The sequence below is a fragment of the Micrococcus sp. KRD070 genome, assembly GCF_017168435.1.
GTDB classification, from domain to species: domain Bacteria; phylum Actinomycetota; class Actinomycetes; order Actinomycetales; family Micrococcaceae; genus Micrococcus; species Micrococcus luteus.
In genome coordinates, this window is the sequence record NZ_JABFNH010000017.1 from 156,550 (window position 1) to 175,414 (window position 18,865).

An 18,865-nucleotide genomic window follows, 5' to 3' on the forward strand; every position below is an offset into this window, starting at 1 on the left:
GGGCGGGCGGGGCACCCGCGTCCACACGGTCCAGGCGGACGTCCGCCACGGCCGGGTCGTCGGTGCGCTCGAGGACCACGGTGCGCGCGGTCGACCGGGAGCGGCGGTCCAGCAGCAGCCACACGAGCAGCCCGAGCACGCTCGTGCCGAGCATGCTCAGCAGCGATGCGAAGCCGAACGTCTCCGAGAAGGAGAGCGGGATGCCGGAGTACGGGTCCGCGGGCGGGGTGGGGGAGGCGTGGACCGCGGTGGTAATCACGAGTGCGATCAGCAGGCCGAGCGCGAGCGCCACCGCGAGCACCGCGGTCAGCCGCGGGGCGCGACGGACGGTGTAGGCGCGCTGATCGGGGGTCGGCTCGGGGGCGGAGGTCATGCGCGCCAGTCTATCGAGTCGGCCGCTGGGGCCAGTCCCGGGTGCCCGCGGCGGGATCGGCACAGCTGCATCCCGCGACGCGGAACGGTGCCGACGTTCGAACGGTCGGTGCCGCCGAGAGGACTGCCGGACACCCCTCGCTCACGGCCGCACGAGCGGCAGGTGCGCGCCGAGGTCGGCCCGCACGCCCGAGGCGCGCACGCCGCCGGCCGCCGTCGCGTCCTCCCAGGTCGTCAGCCCCGTGGCCAGGGACAGCCATGTCACGGCGTCCATCTCCACCACGTTGGGCGGGGTGCCGCGGGTGTGCCGGGGCCCGGGGAGGCACTGGGCGACGCCGAAGGGCGGCACGCGCACCTCCACCGAGTTCCCGGGCACGCGGGTCGCCAGCTCCTCGAGCGCGAAGCGCACCGCCATGGCCCGCGTGGGGCGCGGCAGCGCGGCGGCCGCCGCGGGGTCCTCCTCGTGGGCGCGTGCCCACGCCAGCAGCGCCGCGTGGCCCTCGACGACAGGCACCCGGCGGCGGGGCACGGAGCCGGTGGTCACGCCCGCGCCTCGAAGGCCGGCAGGACGTCCCCCACGAGGTCCCGCACCGGCGCGGCCAGGCGGATCTCGCCGACCGGCTCGCCCCGGCCGAGCACCGGGGGCACGACGGCGGCCAGCACGCCCGGCAGCGTCGCCCGGTCCACGTGGTCCGGGGCGAACCGGGCCAGCAGCGCGAGCGCGACCAGGTCGCCGGCCCGCGTGCCGCCGTCGAGTGCCTTGACGGCCACGGCCGTGCCGTCCGGCGCGGCCATGACGAGCACGCCGTCCGCGCCCGCCTTGGCGAGCAGGCCGAGCTCGCGCATCACCACGGTGTTGGAGCTCGTCTCCCCGTGGACGGCCCACGGGTGCTCGAGCATCGCGGTGGCGACGGCGGCCGCGTGCGGGTCCGCGTCGGCGCGGCCGGGTGCCGCGGCGACCCGCCCGATGCCGCGGGCCAGGCCCGCCAGCGAGATGACGGCGGCGGGGGCGCCGCAGCCGTCCACACCGGTGTGGGCCACCGGCTCGCCGCAGTATTCGGCGATCACCGCGTCCACCTCGCGCTGCAGGGGGTGCGCCGGGTCGAGGTACGTGGCGACGTCGTGCCCGGATGCCGCGCAGGCCGCGAGGAAGCCGGCGTGCTTGCCGGAGCAGTTGAAGGCCAGCGGGGTCGCGGCGGCGGCCTCGCCGTCGCGGCGGACCTGGGCCACGACCTCGGAGGTGTCCGCGGGCCAGGCCGGCGGGCACTGCAGGGCGGACGCGTCGAGGCCGGCGTCCGCGAGCATGCGCTCGGCCAGCGCCTGGTGCCGGAGCGTGCCCCGGTGCGAGCCGCACGCGATGGACAGGGCCTCGCCCTCCAGCGCCGCCCCGTGGCGCAGCGACGCGACGGCCTGGAACGGCTTCAGCGTGGAGCGCGGGTAGATCAGCGCGTCCGCGGGGCCGAGCCCGGCCAGCACCCGCCCGTCCGGGCCGGTCACGACGGCGGCGCCCGCCGTCCGGGACTCGACGAAGCCGTTGCGGACGGTCTCCACGAGCTCGACGGCGTCGGACAGGGCGAAGGTGTCGCCCGCGGGGGCGACGGTGGCGTGGGTCATGCGGTCCAGGGTAGCGAGGGCCCCGGACGCGCCGGGCGTCCGGGCCGGTGGGCCGGGTCGGGGACGGCGGCATCACCGGCTCACTCCGCGGAGAGCCGCCCGTCCACCATGGTCAGGGTGCGGTCCGTGGCGGAGAGGAACTCGTGGTCGTGCGTGACCATGAGCGTCGCCACCTGCTCCTCGCGGGTCAGCGTGCCCAGCAGGTCTACGACGGCGGCCGAGCGCTCACGGTCCAGCGCGGAGGTGGGCTCGTCCACGAGCAGCAGCGTCGGGGAGACCATGAGCGCGCGCACGATGTTCACGCGCTGCCGCTGGCCGCCCGAGAGCTGGTGCGGGCGCTTGCCGGCCTGGTCGGCCAGATCCACACGCTCGAGCAGCTCCAGGGCCCGGGCCTTGGCGGCCCTGCGGTCGGCGCGGGTGGCGTCGCGGTCCAGGTGCACGGTCAGCTCGAGCTGCTCGGCCGCGGTGAGGGACGGGATGAGGTTCGGCTGCTGGAAGATCATGCCGATCTCCTGGCCGCGCAGCGCGGTGCGCTCCTTCCGGGACAGCCCGGCCATCTCGCGACCGGCCACGGACACGCTGCCGGAGGTGGGCGTCACGAGGCCCGCGGCCACCGCCAGCAGGGAGGACTTGCCCGAGCCGGACGGGCCGACCATCGCGGTGAAGGTGCCGGGGAGCAGGTCCAGGCTCACCTCGTCCAGGGCGCGCAGAACGCCGCGCTCGCCGTCCGGGTACTCCAGCACGAGGTCGCGCACGGACAGCGCGGGGGTGGCGTCGGACGCGGCGACAGGGCGCTCGCCGGCGACGCGGTGGGCGGCCGCGGCGGCCGGGGTGCGGAGGGCGTCGAGGTCGGCCTGCGGGGCGGTGAGGGTGGTCATGGGGAGGTCCTTTCTCCAAGCGGGGGCGAGGCGGAGCCGAGGGGGACGACGGCGCCGGGCGGCGCCGTCGTCGGGGCGGTCAGTTGCCGCCGAGGGCGACCAGCGGGTCGATCCGGGTGACGCGGTAGACCGCCACGACGGCGGCGAGCATGCCGAGCACGAGGACCCCGGCGGCGGGCACCGCGGTGGTGGCCCACGAGAGCTCGAACGGGACGGCCCGCCCCGCGAACGCGCCGATCACGGTGGCCAGCCCGGTGCCCACGGCCACGCCGCCGACGAGCACGAACGCGGCCTGCGCGAGCGAGTCCTTCAGCACCCAGCCGTTCGAGCCGCCGAGGGCCTTGAGCACCGCGATGTCGCGGGTGCGCTGCACCGTCCAGATGGACAGGAACGCGATCACCACGAGCGCCGAGATGCCGTACAGGAAGCCCTGCATGGTCATCAGGGAGCCGTTCTCGGACCGGTAGCTGGGCAGGGCGGCGTAGGAGCCCTTCACGGTCTCGGCGACGGTGCCCGCGGCGTGGTCGCCGGCGGCGGCCACGGCATCGAGATCGGCGTCGGCGGCGAAGCGCACCAGGCCGGCGGTGCCGAGCACCGCGTCGTCGGCGGTGTGCGAGATGGCGTTCCAGTCCTCGAGCGCCAGCCACGTCACGGGGGAGTGGGAGTAGTACTCGGTCGGCACGACGTCGGCCACGGTGTAGACGGAGCCGGAGACCGCGACGGCGTCACCCGTTTGGGCGTGGAGGGAGTCGGCCACGTCCTGGCTGAGCACGATCTGCCCGGGCTCGACGCCGGCCGGCGCGTCGGAGCCGCCCGGGGTGAGACCGATGAACGCGGTGGTGGCCACGCCGGTGGTGGGCTCGCCGGACACGTCCGCGCGACCCTGCGGGTCTGTGTCCACGGGGTGCTCGAGGCCGATGGCCCGACCCTGGCTCACGCCGAGCGGCTCGACGGAGGCCACGCCGTCCGTGGCCGCCCACGCGTCGCGCTGGGCCACGGTGAACTCGGACTGGGTGAACGACGCGGTGGGCTCCTGGTCCGCCGCGCCGCCGAAGGCCAGACGCTGCACGCCCTGCTCGCCGAGGCGGTCGATCGCGGCGGTGTTCTGCCCGCCCAGGCCGGCCGTGAGGCCGGAGAGCATGACGAGCAGCAGGCTGATGAGGGCCACCACGGAGCCCATGAGGGCGAACCGTCCGGTGGCGAAGCGGAGGTCGCGGAGTGCGAGGAACACGGGGCGCGTCCTTTCCTGACGAGGTCTGTCCTGAGGTTGCCTCCACGGTCGCGCGCGGGGAGGGGTCGCCACATCGCCCGCGGCGGCTGGACCCGGTCAACCGAATGGTTGATCCCGGCGGCGGAACGGCGCGGCCCCGGGGCCACGAGCCGTCGTCGCGTCCGGGGCGCGCCCTAGGGTGGAGCCATGTCCGCCGCCCCCCGCGCCGCCGTGCCCCCCGCGGCCACCGAGACCGGCACCACTGCCGTGCTCGCCGGCCTGCGCGTGGCCCTGCACGTCACGTTCGCCGCGCTGCTCACCGTGGGGCTGGCGCGCGCGCTCGCGGACCGGTCCCCGGAGGCGTCCTCCGGTCCGTTCCCGGCCACCACCCTGGTGCTGCTGACCGCCGCGCTGGCGGGCGTCTACCTGGCCGGGACCGTGCTGGAGCGGCGCCGGTGGGCCCGGGGCGACGACGTCGGCCGCGGTCCGGCGGTCGCCTGGCTGGCCCTGGTGCTGCTGCTGTGGGGCCTGCTCGTGGCCCACCACGGCGACTTCGCGTGGGTCGCCTTCCCCCTCTTCTTCGTCGTCCTGCACGTGGTCGACCGGGTGGCCCGGCAGGCCTGGGTGCGCCACGTGGTCGGGCCCGCGCTGGTGGTGGCGATGGCCGTCGTCGTGGTGGCCGGGATGGCGGCGGGCGCCGGCGGCGTGCGGGTGCCGGCCGTCATTGGTCCGCTGGTGGGCGCCGCCGTGGCCGTGGTGCTCTCCGGGGCGTACCGCGCCCTGCACGCCGAGTCCGAGCGCCAGCGTGCCGTGGCCGAGCAGCTGCGCGCCGCGCAGGCCGAGCTCGCGCGCACCGAGCACCGGGCGGGGGTGAGCGCCGAGAGGGAGCGGTTCGCCCGCGAGATCCACGACACCCTCACCCAGGGGCTGGCCTCGATCGTGCTGGTCTCGCGCGCGGCCCAGGACGCGCTCGACGCCGCCGACCCCGCCCTCGCCCGGCAGCGCATGGAGACCGTGCGCGCCACGGCCGCCGAGAACCTCGCCGAGTCCCGCCGCTTCGTCCGCGACCTGCGCGGCACCGGGGCACCGTCCCTCATCGAGGCGCTCGAACGAGCGGTCACCGGGTTCGCCGACCGGCAGGCCGCCGCCGGGACACCCGTGGCCGCGGACGTCGAGGTCGTGGGCGAGCCGGTCGCGGTCGCCGAGGCCGTGGAGACCGCCGTGCTGCGAGCCGTGCAGGCCTCCCTGGCGAACGTCGGCGCCCACGCGGGCGCCCATCGCGCCCGCGTCACGCTGGGCTACCTCGGCGACGAGCTGACGGTGGACGTGGCCGACGACGGCGCGGGGTTCGACCCGGCCGTCGTCGCGGCCCGCGCCCGGGCCGGAGCCGCCGGTGCCGACCCGGGGGTGGGGACCGGCGTGGGACTGGCGAGCGTGCGCGAGCGCCTCGCGGCGGTGGGCGGCGAGGCCACCGTCGAGTCGGCCCCCGGCGAGGGCACCGTGGTGGCGCTGCGGGTGCCGCTGGTCGCCGCCGGGGCCGGCCGGAGCGCTGATCCCGAGCAGACCGAGAGCGAGGAGACCGCATGAGCGTGCGCGTGATGCTGGTGGACGACCACCCCGTGGTCCGGGCGGGGGTGCGGGCCGTCGTCGAGGCGCACCCGGACCTGACCGTGGTGGCCGAGGCCGCCGACGGGGCGGAGGCGATCGGCGTCCTGGAGGCGGGCGAGCCCGCGGTGGACGTCGTGCTGATGGACCTGCAGATGGGCGCGGGGATGGACGGCGTGACCGCCACCCGCGCGGTGCGGGAGCGGTGGCCGGGGGTGCAGGTGCTGATCCTGACGACCTTCGACACGGAGGCGGACATCCTCGCGGCCGTGAACGCGGGCGCTGCCGGCTACCTGCTCAAGGACGCCCCGAGCGAGGAGATCGCCTCGGCGGTGCGGCAGGCGGCGGCGGGGCGCAAGGCGCTGGCCCCGCAGGTCGCGGCCACGCTGATGGGGCGCATGTCCGGCGGCTCCGAGGTGCTGTCCGAGCGGGAGATCCAGCTGCTCGAGCTGATCGCGCGGGGCGCCACGAACAAGGTGGCCGCGAAGGAGCTGTTCATCTCCGAGGCCACCGTGAAGACGCACCTGGTGCACATCTTCCAGAAGCTCGGGGTGGACAACCGCACGCGCGCCGTCGACGAGGCCCGGCGACGGCGCATCATCCGCTGACGGACAGGCCGGGGCGGCCGGCCCTGGAGGGCCCAGCCCTGCTCAGCGGCGCCGCACGTACCGGGTGATCACCGCCGCGGCGACGGCGGCCAGCGCCAGCACGCCGAGCGCGGCGGGCAGGCTGAGGTCGCCGCGCTGGACGCCGAGCCCCCGCAGCGTCCAGAAGACGATCAGGGCGCACGTGAACATCACGCCGACGAACGTCCAGGCCGAGCGCAGCCCGGGTCCCAGCCCCGCGCCGGGCCGGTGGCGGGGGTCACGGGGGTCGCCGTCGTCGCCGGGCTGACCGTGGTGGAGGGGAGGCATCGTCATGCGCTCCACCGTAGGGGCCACGGGCCGGGCCGGGCCAGGGCCACCGCGTAGGCTTGAGGCTCGTGAAGACCCTTGTGCTCGGCAACGGCGGCCGCGAACACGCGCTGCTCACCGCCCTCTCCCGTGATCCGCAGGTCAGCGCCCTCCACGCGGCGCCCGGCAACGCCGGCATGGCCGACCTCGCCACCCTCCACGCCGTCGAGGCCACCGACCCGGCCGCCGTCGTGGAGCTCGCGCGCGAGCTGGGGGCCGACCTCGTCGTCGTCGGTCCCGAGGCCCCGCTGGCCGCCGGCGTCTCCGACGCCCTGCGCGAGGCCGGGTTCGCCGTGTTCGGCCCCTCGCAGGCCGCCGCGCAGCTCGAGGCGTCCAAGGCCTTCGCCAAGGAGGTCATGTCCGCCGCGGGCGTGCCCACCGCCGGCTCCCGCGTGTGCACCACCGCCGCGGAGGCCGCCGCCGCCCTTGACGAGTTCGGCGCCCCGCACGTCGTCAAGGACGACGGTCTGGCTGCGGGCAAGGGCGTCGTGGTCACCTCCGACCGCGCCGAGGCCCTCGCCCACGCCGAGGCCTGCTTCGCCGCCGGCGGCACCGTGGTGATCGAGGACTTCCTGGACGGCCCCGAGGTCTCCCTCTTCGTGATCTGCGACGGCGAGGACGCCGTCGCCCTCACCCCCGCCCAGGACTTCAAGCGCATCCACGACGGCGACGCCGGCCCCAACACCGGCGGCATGGGCGCGTACACGCCGCTGCCGTGGCTGCCCGAGGGCTTCACGGACGAGGTGATGGACCGCGTGGCCCGCCCCGTGCTCGCCGAGATGGCCCGCCGCGGCACCCCGTTCACGGGCGTGCTGTTCTGCGGCCTGGCCGTGACCGCCAAGGGTGTGGAGGTCATCGAGTTCAACGTGCGCTTCGGCGACCCCGAGACCCAGGCCGTGCTCGCCCGCCTCGAGACGCCCCTGGGCGGGCTGCTCGCCGACGCCGCGGCCGGCCGGCTCGGCGCGGACCGTCGACTCGAGTGGAGCGACGACGTCGCCGTGGACGTGGTCATGGCCTCGGCCGGCTACCCGGCCTCCTCCTCGAAGGGCGACGTGATCAACGGGCTGGCCGACGCGGCCGGCCTCGAGGGCGTGCACGTGATCCACGCGGGCACCGCGGTGTCCGGTGAGGACGTGGTGACGGCGGGCGGCCGGGTGCTGGCCGTCGTCGGGCGCGGGGCGGACCTGGCCCAAGCGCGCGAGCGCGCCTACGCGGGCGTCGAGCGCATCCGGTTCGACGGCGCCCAGTGGCGCACGGACATCGGACTCAAGGCCGAGCGCGGCGAGATCACCGTGCCCGGGACGGAGGGAGCGAAGTGAGCGGGGAGCGCGTGGGGTTCACGGGGGCCGAGGCCCTCGAGCTGCCGGGCTGGCGGCACGTCTACTCGGGCAAGGTGCGGGACCTGTACGAGCCCGCCGACGCCGAGCCGGGGCGGTCCGCGACGCTGCTCGTGGTGGCCTCCGACCGGATCAGCGCCTACGACCACGTGCTGGAGCCGCCGATCCCGGACAAGGGCGCCATCCTCACCCGGCTGACCCTGTGGTGGTTCGAGAAGCTGGCCGAGGGCTACAACGGGGCCCACGCCGAGCCGGTCGAGCACCACGTGGTGAGCACGGACGTGCCCGCGGCCGTGGCCGGGCGGGCGATGATCGTCAAGCGCCTGGACATGTTCCCCGTGGAGTGCATCGCCCGCGGCTACCTGACCGGCTCCGGCCTGGCCGAGTACCGCGCGTCGGGCACGGTGGCCGGCCTGCCGCTGCCCGCCGGGCTCGTGGACGGCTCGCGGGTCGACCCGCCGATCTTCACGCCGTCCGCGAAGGCCGAGGTCGGCGAGCACGACGAGAACATCACGTTCGAGCAGATGGTCGAGCGCGTGGGCACCGAGGCCGCCGAGCGCCTGCGGTTCCTCACCCTGGACCTGTACGCCCGCGCCGAGGCGATCGCCCGCGAGGCCGGCATCATCCTGGCGGACACGAAGGTCGAGTTCGGCGTGGACCCGGCCACCGGCCAGGTGGTGCTGGGCGACGAGGTCCTCACCCCGGACTCCTCCCGGTTCTGGGACGCCGAGGACTACGAGCCCGGCCGCCCCCAGGCGAGCTTCGACAAGCAGTTCGTCCGCGACTGGCTCACGGGCCCCGACTCCGGTTGGGACAAGACCAGCGGGGAGGCCCCGCCGGCGCTGCCCGCCGACGTCGTGGCCAAGACCCGCGACCGCTACGTGGAGGCGTACGAGCGCCTGACGGGCCGCCCCTTCGACGCCTGACCCGGACTTTCGAACGTGGGGTAGGCCCTCTGCCACGTTCGAAAGCGCGTCGGGCGCGCCACCCATCAGGCGAGCGAGTCCTCCCAGGCCCGGTGCAGCGCCGCGAACCGGCCGTCGGCCGCCACCAGCTCGGCGGGGCTGCCGTCCTCGATGATCCGGCCATCGTGCATCACGAGCACCCGGTCGGCGGTCTCGACGGTGCTGAGCCGGTGGGCGATGATCAGCGCCGTCCGGTTCCCCAGCAGCCGCTCCAGCCCGGCCTGCACGAGCCGCTCGCTCGGCAGGTCCAGCGACGACGTCGCCTCGTCCAGGATCAGCACGGCGGGGTCCGCGAGGAACGCCCGCGCGAACGACACGAGCTGCCGCTGCCCCGCGCTCAGCCGCCCGCCGCGCTTGGCGACGTCGGTCGCGTAGCCCTCGGGCAGCCCCAGGATGAAGTCGTGCGCCCCCACCGCCCGGGCGGCCGCCTGGATCTCGGCCTCGGTGGCGTCGGGCCGGCCGAGGGCGATGTTCTCCGCGATCGACCCGGAGAACAGGAACGCCTCCTGGGTCACCATCACCACGTTGCGCCGCAGATCCGCCTGGCTGAGCTCGCGCAGCTCCACCCCGTCCAGTGTCAGCGAGCCGGTGGACACGTCGTAGAACCGGGCGATGAGCTTGGCCAGCGTCGACTTGCCCGCGCCCGTCTGGCCCACCACGGCCACGGTCTGACCCGCCGGGATCACGAGGTCGAACTCCGGCAGCACCACCCGGTCCGGCCCGTAGCTGAACACCGCGTCCCGGAACTCCACCCGCCCGGACGCCACGCCCGTCCCCGGAGCGTCGGCCCCGGGCAGCGGCGTGGGCTCGGCGGCCTCCACCACGGTGGGCTCCTCCTCGAGCAGGCCGGAGACCTTCTCGAGCGCCGCCGTCGCGGACTGCAGCGACGAGTAGAACATCGCCACCATCTCCATGGGCTGGAACACGCGCCGTCCGGCCAGCAGGAGCGCCACGAGCACCCCCACCTCGAGGTCGCCGTCGAGCACGCGCAGGCCCCCGGTCACGAGCAGCGCCGCCACCGTCAGGTTGCCCGTCGCCACGAGCACCGGCTGCAGGATGCCGAACAGGTTGAGCGTGGCCACCATGTCGTCCCGGTAGGCCGTGGCCAAGTCGCGGTACCGCGCGTCGTTGTCCCGTTCCCGCCGGAAGGCCTGGACCGCGCGGATGCCGGTCATGGTCTCCACGAAGTGCACGATCGACCGCGCCGAGGACACCCGCGACCGCCGGTACGCCTCCTCGGACCGCACCTGGTACCAGCGCGTCACGATCGCCACCGGCACGGCCGCGCCCAGCAGCACGAGGAACGACGGCGGGTCCAGCAGCAGGATGGACGCCGCGGTGAACGACATGAACATCAGCCCGGACACGAGCGAGGACAGGCCCTGGTCCAGCAGCTCCCGCAGCGCCTCCAGGTCCGAGGTCTGCCGCGAGATCACCCGCCCGGACGTGTACCGCTCGTGGAAGCCGAGGCTCAGCCGCTGCGTGTGCCGGAACACGCGCAGCCGCAGGCTCAGCAGCATGGCCTGGCTCGCCCGCGCGGTGAGCCACGTGTACGCCCCCAGCAGGCCGCCGGAGACGAGGGCCGCCGCCACGTACGCCCCGCCCACGGGGACGAGGATGGGCCAGACGGACTCGCCGGCCCGCACGGCCTCGACGACGCGCGGCAGCTCCGCGTCGATCGCCCAGGCGATGATCAGCGGACCGGCCGCCCGCGCCGCGTTGGACACGAGGACGAAGACCACGGTGAGCAGCAGCGTCCCCCGGACCGGCCGCGCGAGCTCGCCGAGCAGGCGGAAGGATCGGCGCCGGATGTGGCGGCGCTCCGCGCGGGTGTAGTCGAGGTCCTCTTCGGCCCCCACGCCGCGCACGCGGCTCACGTCGGCGGCGCTCATGCCTGCTCCTCCGGTCGGCTCGAGATGATGTGCCGGTACACGGCGCTGCGGGCCAGCAGTTCGGGGTGCGTCCCCACGTCCTCGATCCGCCCGTCCGCCAGCACCGCGACCCGGTCCGCGAGGGCCACGGTGGAGGGACGGTGCGCCACGATCAGGGTGGTCGTCCCGTCGAGGACCTCGCGCAGGCGCGCGGTCACGGCCTCCTCGGTGCGCACGTCGAGGGCGGAGAGGGGGTCGTCCAGCACGAGCACGTCCGGGCGTGCCGCGATCGCGCGGGCGAGGGCGATCCGCTGGCGCTGTCCGCCGGAGAGGCTGAGGCCCTCCTCGCCGATCTCGGTCTCGACGCCGTCCGCCAGGTCCGCCACGAAGCCCGCCTGCGCGGTCTCGAGCGCGAGGTCGAGCAGGGCGTCCGCCGCGGGGGAGTGGAGGCCGTCCGCGAGCACGTCCGCCGGGGCGCCGAGCAGCACGTTCTGCCGGATGGTCGCGGAGAACAGTGTGGCGTCCTCGAACGCCACGGACACCCGCCGGCGCAGCTCCTCGAGCGGCATCCGGCGCACGTCCACCCCGTCCACGCAGACGGAGCCCGCCGTGACGTCGAGCAGCCGGGGGACCAGCTGCAGCAGCGTCGACTTGCCGGCGCCGGTCGCGCCGACCAGGGCCATCGTCTCGCCGGGCACCAGCTCGAGGTCGACGCCGTCGAGCAGGTCGCGCTCCCCGCGCCCCGGGTCCGCGTCCGGCCAGCGGAAGCGCACCCCGCGGAACGCGAGCGCGCCGGTGGCCGGGGGCACGACGGCGGCCTCCCCGGTGGGCGAGGCGATGTCCACGGGCGTGGCGAGGACGTCCACGTGGCGGTCGATCGCCGTGCGGGCCGAGAGCGTCATGCCCATCAGCTGGCCCACCGACTCGACCGGCCCGGCCAGCACGGCCGCGGTGGCGAAGTAGGCGGCGAGCGCGCCCACCGTCAGCTCCCCGGTCGCCACGAGCCACAGGCCCAGGGCGAGGCCCAGGCCCAGCACCGTCTCCGGCAGGGCCACGATGAGCGCGATGAACCGGGCCAGCACCGAGGCCTTGTGCACCTCGGTGCCCTGCAGTGTGCGGGCGCGCCCGCGGAAGCCGTCGAGGGCGTGCGCGCCGCGGCCGAACGCCTTGAGGACGCGGATGCCGTGCACCGACTCCTCGACGGACGTGGCGAGGTCCCCGGCCTGGTCCTGGGAGAGCCGGGACGCGGCGCGGAAGTCGTTGCGGAACCCGAACGACGCCCACATGATCGGCACGGCCGCGGCGAGGTAGAGCAGGGCCAGCTGCCAGGACAGCAGGAACAGCAGGACGAGGCCGACGGTGATGGTCACCACGTCCACCACGAGCATGACCGAGCCGAACGCGATCCACCGCCGCAAGAGCGAGAGGTCGCCCTGGGCCCGGGAGAGCAGCTGCCCCGAGGGCCACGCGTCGTGGAACGCCACCGGCAGGCGCTGGAGCCGTTCGAACAGGGCGATGCGCGCCCGGTTCTCCACCCCGGCGGCCGGCGGGAGGATGAAGTACCGGCGCAGGCCGATGAACGCGGCCTCGGCGAGGCCGAGCACGGTGAGCAGGCCGGCGGCCCGCCACACGTCCGCGCGGGAGTCGGGGGAGGAAGGCCGGGCGAGCACGGTCTCCGTGAACACGGTGTCCACGAGCAGGTGGATGACCTGCGGGATGGCCAGGGCCACGAGGCCCGCCGCCATGGCCGAGGCGAGCCCGAGCACCCAGCGCGCCCGCACGCCCTCGAGGTACGGTGCGATCCCGCCCAGGGCGTCACGCAGGGACGAGGCGCCGGGAGAGGTGGTGCGGGTCACGGGGCTCCACTGTACCCGCGGCCCCGGACGGGACAGGCGGCTCAGCCCCGCGGGACCAGGTCCAGCACCACGGCCTCGGGCCGGCACGCGAACCGCACGGGCGCGGACGGCGCGGTCCCCAGGCCGGCCGACACCTCGAGCGGGACGGTCCGCCCCGCGGCCGTCCACGTCGAGACCCCGGAGGCCTGCCGGCGCGGCAGGTCGCAGTTGGTGACGAGCGCGCCGAGGAACGGCACGCAGACCTGCCCGCCGTGGGTGTGGCCGGCGAGCAGCAGATCGGCGCCGTCGACGGTCATGGCGTCCAGCACGCGGCGGTACGGGGCGTGGGTGACGCCCAGCCGGAACCGCCCGTCGCCGCCGGGCCGCCCGGCGCCGTCGTCGTGTGCGGGGCCGGGGAAGCCGGCCCAGGCGTCCAGACCGAGGTGCGGGTCGTCGGTGCCGGCGGCGAGGACCTCGAGCGTGGTCCCGGCGCGGGTCGGCACGGCCAGGGCGACGCCCCGGTTCGTCAGGTCGGCCCAGCCGGCGGCGCGGAACGCGCCGAACAGGACGTCGGAGGGAAGCCGGGGCCGGTCCGCGTCCATGCGCGAGGGGCCCGCGAAGTACCGCAGGGGGTTGGCCGCCTTGGGCGCGTAGTAGTCGTTGGAGCCGGGCACGAACACGCCCGGCCGCGCCAGCAGCGGCCCGAGCGCGTCGAGCACGAGCGGCACCGACGCCGCGGCGGACACGTTGTCCCCCGTGTTGACCACGAGGTCAGGCTCGAGTACATCCAATCCGCGCAGCCACGCCCGCTTGGCCCGGTGCCGGGGCAGCAGGTGGATGTCCGAGAGGTGCAGCACCCGCAGCGGCGCCGACCCGGCCGGCAGTACGGCCAGTCGGTGCGTGCGCACCGTCCGGGCCTCGGCCTCGACGAGGCCCCAGGCCAGGCCGAGGCCCGCCGTCGTGGCCATCCCGACGGCGGCAGGCGCTGCGGAACGGAGCATGCGGCGGGTGCGGGAGGCGGCGGGGCGCATCGCGGTCAGTAGCCCGGGACCGCCTCGGGCAACGGCCCGCCCCGGTCCAGGTCGTCGATGTGGAACTGGCGTCCGTCCGGGTGCTCGCCGGCCTCGCCCGGGTCCTCCGACTGCGGGCCGTCCCACTCGGGCAGTTCACCCGGCGGGAACTTCTCCTTGGCCAACTGGTTGTACTCGAGCCAGGACGGGCCGTTGATGGAGGTCGAGTAGAACGGGTTGCGGACCTCGCCGTTGACGGTCTCGCCCGTCATGGTCTTCAGGTTGTTGTAGCGGCCGGTCCACACGGCGGTGGCCAGCTTGTTGGTGAACCCGACGAACCACGTGGAGGACACGTTGTCGTTCGTGCCCGTCTTGCCGCCGAACTCGTAGCCGGCGCCCTCCTCGGCGATGTTGAAGCCGCCGATGTGGCGCAGGACCGGCATCAGCTCCCGGACGTGGTCCGGGTCGATGACCTGGTCGCACTGCGGGTCGGCGACGTCGTACTGGTTGCCGACGGTGTCCGTGACCTCCAGGATGGCGCGCGGCTCGCAGTACAGGCCGTTCGCGGCGATGGCGGCGTACGCGCCGGCCAGGGAGAGCGGGGCCACCGAGTCCTTGCCGAGCAGGAAGGACGGGTCGTCCGGCTGCAACGGGGAGCTGTCCAGGGCGCGGGTGACGCCCAGCTGGGTGGTGAGGCTCGTGATGTCGCACAGATCCAGCTGGTACGCGGTGGCGACGGTCGGCGTGTTCACCGACCAGAAGAGGCCCTCGTCCACGCGCACCTGCCGCAGCATGCCCGGGACCACGTTCTTGAACTGCCAGGTGCCGCCGACCGTGGTGTAGCCGCCCGGGCGGCACGAGGCAGCGAACCGCGTGCCCGTGGGGTAGACGTTCCGGGAGGCGTCCACGGAGTCGACCAGGCGGTTGCCGTTGCGCAGCCACGTCAGTGCCACGAAGGGCTTGAGCGTGGAGCCGGCCTGGAAGCCCTGGCCGCCACCCCACTGCTTGTCCACGTTGAAGTTCAGCGAGGTGTGGCCGAGCTCGTCCTGGATGGCGTACTCGGTGTTCTGGGCCATGGTGCGGATGTTGCCGGTGCCGGCCTCCACCGAGGTGAGCGCGTGGCCGGCGCCCAGCGACTCGTTGTTGGGCACCGAGGCGCGCAGGTTCTTCTCGGTCTCCTTCTGGAGCGTCGAGTCGATCGTCGTGCGGATGGTGAGCCCGCCGCGGTCCAGCAGGGCCTGGCGGGACTGGACGTCCGGGCCGAACGTGGGGTCGGCGAGGATCTGCCGCTCCACGTAGTCGCAGAAGTAGGTGCCGAACTTGGCGTAGAGGCAGCCCGAGGGGCGGGACTCCATGACCACCTCCATCGGCTGGGCGACGGCGTGGTCGTACTCCTCCTGGGAGAGGTAGCCGTTGTCCTTCATCGCGTTCAGCACGAGGTTGCGCCGCTCCGTGGCCTCCTCCGGATTGCGGGCCGGGTCGAACCGGGTGGGGGACTGGACCATGCCGGCCAGCGTGGCGGCCTCCCAGCTCTCCAGGTCGGCGGCGGACTTGCCGAACACGTACTGCGAGGCGGCCTCGACCCCGTAGGCACGGCCGGAGAACAGCACGATGTTGAGGTAGCCCTCGAGGATCTCGTCCTTCGACATCTGCTCCTCGACGGCGACGGCGAGCTTGATCTCCTTGACCTTGTCCGCGATGTTCTTGGAGCCGGAGAGGGTGAGGCGGGAGTCGCCGCGGATCTGCTGCACGTTCACCAGCATGTTGTTCACGAACTGCTGGGTGAGGGTGGAGGCGCCCTGCGTGGAGTCGGAGGTGGCGTTGTTCACGGTCGCGCGGATGAGGCCGCGCGCGTCCACGCCGTCGTGATCGTAGAAGCGCTCGTCCTCGATGGCCACGATCGCGTGCTGCATGTGCTCCGAGATCTCGTCCAGCGGGACCGGGGTGCGGTTCTCCTCGTAGAAGACGGCGATCTCCTCACCGTCCTCCGAGAGGATGCGCGACGGCACGGAGACCGGCTCCGTGGGCAGCTCGTCCGGCAGCTCGTCCAGCATCTCCCGGCCCGACGCGGCGGCGACACCGGCCAGGCCCGCGACGGGCAGCAGGAGGGCCGCCACGAGCAGGCCGGCCACCGCCGAGAGGCCCACGAAGGCGAGGAGGCGGCCGAGGGCGCTCGAGGGCGCGGGGAAGCGGGTCGTGCGGGAGGCCATGGGCGCGAGTGTAGCGCGGGCACCTGGGACCTCTTCCGGGGTCCGCGCCGGTGGCTAGGTGTTGTGGGTCATGAGGTTCTTGCCACGGGGTACGGGCTGAGATGAGACGAGCGGGCCTCTCCGGGCGTGTCAGATGGTCTGTGTAAGCCGTACCGAGAGGAACGGTAAGAATCATGACCATGATCGACGAGAAGAACCCAGGCGAGCCCTCGGGCCAGGACCTGGTCGAGCAGCTGAAAGCCTCAGCCGGCTCGTCGAAGGTCAGGCCGTCACGAACTGGAAGCAGGCCCTCGCCCAGCTCGCCGCGGCCTACCCCGACCGGATCAACCCCTACCTGTGACCACCCCGCTTACACAGACAAGTTGACACGCCCGAAGTTCCTCAACAACCCACCTGCCCGAAAAGACCCACTCATGACTCACGCTAACGCACCCCTGACCCCGACCGGCCGTCTCAGGATGGTCCACCGCCACCTGCACGACGGGATCCCGCAGGCACACGTGGCAGCCGAGTTCCGGGTGAGCCGGCCCACGGTGGCCACCTGGGTCGCCCGCTACCGCGCCCAGGGAGAAGCCGGCCTTCAGGACCTGCCCAGCCGGCCGCACCGTTCACCTGCCCAGCTCGACCCCGAGGTGGTGGCCCAGATCCAGACCCTGCGCCGGGAGCGCAAGTGGTCAGCCCGCCGCATCCATCACCACCTCGTCTCCGAGGGCCACCGGGTGTGTCTTCGTACCGTGGGACGGTGGCTGCACCGGGCCGGGATCTCCCGCCTACGGGACCTGACCCCGGCCGGAGAAGACCTGCGCCAACGACCCCAGAAGATCACCGCGAGAGGGCCGGGGCACATGGTGCACCTGGACGTGAAGAAGATCGGGCGCATCCCCGAGGGGGGCGGCTGGCGTGCTCACGGCCGGGACTCCGAGAACGCGCGAGCAGCCAAGCGCGGGCCTGGCCGACGGGTCGGCTACACCTACCTGCACTCGGCGATCGACGGGTTCACCCGCCTGGCCTACACCGAGGCGTTGGAGGACGAGAAAGCGGTGACCACGATCGGGTTCTTCTGCCGGGCGCGGGCGTTCTTCGCCGCCCACGGGATCCGGATCGACAGGGTGATCACGGACAACGGCAACAACTACCGGGCCGTGGACTTCACCCGGAAGGTGGTCTCGCTCGGGGGCCGGCACCACCGGATCCGCCCCTACACCCCGCGCCATAACGGGAAGGTGGAGAGGTACAACCGGCTGATGGTGGACGAGGTCCTCTACGCCCGCCCGTACACCTCAGAGCAAGCTCGGCGTGAGGCCCTGGCGGTGTGGGTGAACCACTACAACTACCATCGGCCTCATACCTCCTGCGGAGACGCTCCTCCGGCCTCACTGGCCCCGGCCCGAGTCAACAACGTCATGCCCTCCTACAGCTAGGGTGGGTCCCATGACTCAGCAGACGCAGTGGGAGTACGCCACGATCCCCCTCCTCATCCACGCGACCAAGCAGATCCTCGACCAGTGGGGCGAGGACGGCTGGGAGCTCGTCACGGTGATCCCGGGCCCCGAGGGGAACAACCCCGTGGCCTACCTCAAGCGTCCGAAGGCGGCGTGAACGTGACGGAGCAGTCCTCGGCCCCCACCTGGGGCGACGGCGCCGTCGCGGCCCGCCTCGCGGAGCTCGGCATCGACCGACCCGCCGTCGCGGCGCCGGTCGGCTCCTACGTCCCGGCGCTGCGGGACGGCGACCTCGTGCTGACCTCCGGCCAGCTCCCCTTCGTGGCCGGCGCCCTGCCCGCCACCGGCAAGGTGGGCGCGGAGGTCACCCCCGAACGCGCCCAGGAGCTCGCGCGGGCATGCGCCGTGAACGCGGTGGCCGCGGTGCACGAGCTGGTGGGCGACCTGGACCGGGTCGCCCAGGTCGTCAAGGTCGTCGGCTTCGTGGCCTCCGACCCCGCGTTCACCGGTCAGCCCGGCGTGGTGAACGGCGCCTCGGACGTGCTGGCCGAGATCTTCGGCGAGGCCGGCCGCCACGCGCGCTCCGCCGTCGGCGTGGCCGTGCTGCCCATGGACGCTCCCGTCGAGGTGGAGATCACCGTCCGTGTCCGCTGACCCGGCCGGCCTGCTGCTGCCGGTCCCGGGGCAGGAGGAAGACCTCACCCGCCAGTGGCTGGACCGGCGCTTCCGCCAGGTCCGCCCGTCCCGGCCCGCGTCGTCCGTCGTGCTCGTGCGCGACGGTGACGACGGCCCGGAGGTCTTCCTCCGTCACCGCGCGGGACGCACCCCGCTCGGCCGCGTGGGCCTGCCCGGCGGCGCGCTCCTCGAGTCCGACGCCGACTCCTGCCCGTGGTACGGGCCCGAGCCCTCCCAGTGGGCCCGCACGTTCGGGACCACGGACCGGCGGCGTGCGCGGCAGCACGTGGTGGCCGCCGTCCGCGAGCTCCACGACGAGGCCGGAGTGCTCCTCGCCGGTCGCTCCGACACGGACGTCGTGTCCACGGCGCGCATCGAGACCTGGGGCGGGGGCCGCAGCTCCCTCGAGGAGGGCTCGGAGAGTCTGCCCCATCTGCTGGCCGCGCGTGGCCTCGGGGTGCGCGCCGACCTGCTGCGCCCCGTCATGCGCTGGCGATCCGCGCCCCACGTCCACCGACGCTTCGACACGGCCGTGTTCGCCACGATGACCCCACCGCTGCAGTCCGCGCCGGCATCCGAGGAACCCGGTCCCGAACTTCAGGCGTGGGTGCCCGCGCGTCGCGCGCTCGCCGGCCCGCTGCGGCTGCCCGGACCCGCCGGGGCGGAGGGCACGGCACCCTTCGACCAGGTGGCGACCCCGCTGACGCAGGTGATCGTGCGTCGGGTCGCGGCGCACCGGACGGCCGCCGCCTTCCTGCTCTCCGTCACGCCCTGTGTCCGGCGTGGTCCCGTGCCGGAATACCATCTGGCCACCGAGGCCGGCGACGACGGCACCCCCCGGATGCGCGTGGAGCGGGCCACCCGGGACTGACCGGGGTGGCCCGCTCC

General features: G+C 74.4%; 18 protein-coding genes. 8 read left to right on the forward strand and 10 right to left on the reverse strand.

What is annotated here, in order from left to right; genetic code table 11:
- From J1M38_RS05955 to J1M38_RS05975, 5 genes are all read right to left on the reverse strand, one after another.
- The coding region (locus J1M38_RS05955) for a hypothetical protein (protein ID WP_206450374.1) at positions 1-373 on the reverse strand (373 nt) is incomplete at its 3' end.
- Positions 374-514: 141 nt separating this feature from the next.
- A complete protein-coding gene (locus tag J1M38_RS05960; RefSeq protein WP_044658863.1) occupies positions 515-916 on the reverse strand; it encodes a sterol carrier family protein in 402 nt (133 codons plus the stop codon).
- The gene (locus tag J1M38_RS05965; RefSeq protein WP_095694921.1) at positions 913-1,986 is read right to left on the reverse strand and encodes an asparaginase; all 1,074 of its coding nucleotides are present in this window, start codon (positions 1,984-1,986) and stop codon (positions 913-915) included. Before J1M38_RS05965 ends, J1M38_RS05960 begins: the two co-directional genes overlap by 4 nt.
- An 80-nt stretch (positions 1,987-2,066) precedes the next feature.
- Positions 2,067-2,864: an ABC transporter ATP-binding protein gene (locus J1M38_RS05970; RefSeq protein ID WP_182488334.1), complete on the reverse strand. Its 798-nt coding sequence runs from the start codon at positions 2,862-2,864 to the stop codon at positions 2,067-2,069.
- Between the two features lie 79 nt (positions 2,865-2,943).
- Complete coding sequence (locus tag J1M38_RS05975) at positions 2,944-4,095, reverse strand: ABC transporter permease (protein WP_182488335.1); 1,152 nt, start codon at positions 4,093-4,095, stop codon at positions 2,944-2,946.
- Positions 4,096-4,281: 186 nt separating this feature from the next.
- Between J1M38_RS05975 and J1M38_RS05980 the strand changes: the two genes are divergently transcribed.
- A complete protein-coding gene (locus J1M38_RS05980) occupies positions 4,282-5,661 on the forward strand; it encodes a sensor histidine kinase (protein WP_206481974.1) in 1,380 nt (459 codons plus the stop codon).
- The gene (locus tag J1M38_RS05985) at positions 5,658-6,287 is read left to right on the forward strand and encodes a response regulator transcription factor (protein WP_060973807.1); all 630 of its coding nucleotides are present in this window, start codon (positions 5,658-5,660) and stop codon (positions 6,285-6,287) included. Before J1M38_RS05980 ends, J1M38_RS05985 begins: the two co-directional genes overlap by 4 nt.
- Before the next feature lie 42 nt (positions 6,288-6,329).
- Here J1M38_RS05985 and J1M38_RS05990 read toward each other — a convergent pair whose 3' ends face one another.
- Entirely contained in the window at positions 6,330-6,599 is a 270-nt protein-coding gene (locus J1M38_RS05990; protein WP_020624424.1) for a hypothetical protein, read from the reverse strand.
- Between the two features lie 62 nt (positions 6,600-6,661).
- Here J1M38_RS05990 and purD point away from each other — a divergent pair, with 62 nt between their 5' ends.
- Entirely contained in the window at positions 6,662-7,951 is a 1,290-nt protein-coding gene (purD, locus tag J1M38_RS05995; RefSeq protein ID WP_060973806.1) for a phosphoribosylamine--glycine ligase, read from the forward strand.
- On the forward strand, positions 7,948-8,895 hold the full coding sequence (locus J1M38_RS06000) for a phosphoribosylaminoimidazolesuccinocarboxamide synthase (RefSeq protein WP_044658867.1): 948 nt from the start codon (positions 7,948-7,950) through the stop codon (positions 8,893-8,895). Before purD ends, J1M38_RS06000 begins: the two co-directional genes overlap by 4 nt.
- A gap of 65 nt (positions 8,896-8,960) precedes the next feature.
- On the opposite strand, the gene J1M38_RS06005 is transcribed toward J1M38_RS06000, so the two are convergent.
- From J1M38_RS06005 to J1M38_RS06020, 4 genes are read right to left on the reverse strand one after another with little or no spacing between them, the layout of a single operon-like run.
- Entirely contained in the window at positions 8,961-10,826 is a 1,866-nt protein-coding gene (locus J1M38_RS06005) for an ABC transporter ATP-binding protein (protein ID WP_134377250.1), read from the reverse strand.
- Positions 10,823-12,661, reverse strand: a complete 1,839-nt coding sequence (locus tag J1M38_RS06010; protein ID WP_158184902.1) for an ABC transporter ATP-binding protein — start codon at positions 12,659-12,661, stop codon at positions 10,823-10,825. The genes J1M38_RS06005 and J1M38_RS06010 overlap by 4 nt, the downstream gene beginning before the upstream one ends.
- A 41-nt stretch (positions 12,662-12,702) precedes the next feature.
- Complete coding sequence (locus tag J1M38_RS06015; RefSeq protein ID WP_134415832.1) at positions 12,703-13,671, reverse strand: metallophosphoesterase; 969 nt, start codon at positions 13,669-13,671, stop codon at positions 12,703-12,705.
- Between the two features lie 5 nt (positions 13,672-13,676).
- Positions 13,677-15,860: a transglycosylase domain-containing protein gene (locus J1M38_RS06020; protein WP_206481972.1), complete on the reverse strand. Its 2,184-nt coding sequence runs from the start codon at positions 15,858-15,860 to the stop codon at positions 13,677-13,679.
- A 413-nt stretch (positions 15,861-16,273) separates the two neighbouring features.
- On the opposite strand from J1M38_RS06020, the gene J1M38_RS06025 reads away from it, so the two are divergent.
- From J1M38_RS06025 to J1M38_RS06040, 4 genes are read left to right on the forward strand one after another with little or no spacing between them, the layout of a single operon-like run.
- Positions 16,274-17,281 carry an IS481 family transposase gene (locus J1M38_RS06025; RefSeq protein ID WP_206481393.1) on the forward strand — a complete coding sequence of 336 codons (1,008 nt, stop codon included), beginning with the start codon at positions 16,274-16,276 and terminating at the stop codon, positions 17,279-17,281.
- 10 nt (positions 17,282-17,291) lie between these two features.
- Positions 17,292-17,459 carry a DUF4177 domain-containing protein gene (locus tag J1M38_RS06030; RefSeq protein WP_010080276.1) on the forward strand — a complete coding sequence of 56 codons (168 nt, stop codon included), beginning with the start codon at positions 17,292-17,294 and terminating at the stop codon, positions 17,457-17,459.
- On the forward strand, positions 17,456-17,956 hold the full coding sequence (locus tag J1M38_RS06035; protein ID WP_020628330.1) for a RidA family protein: 501 nt from the start codon (positions 17,456-17,458) through the stop codon (positions 17,954-17,956). The genes J1M38_RS06030 and J1M38_RS06035 overlap by 4 nt, the downstream gene beginning before the upstream one ends.
- Entirely contained in the window at positions 17,946-18,848 is a 903-nt protein-coding gene (locus J1M38_RS06040; protein ID WP_061867653.1) for a hypothetical protein, read from the forward strand. Before J1M38_RS06035 ends, J1M38_RS06040 begins: the two co-directional genes overlap by 11 nt.
- The last annotated feature ends 17 nt before the right edge of the window (positions 18,849-18,865 follow it).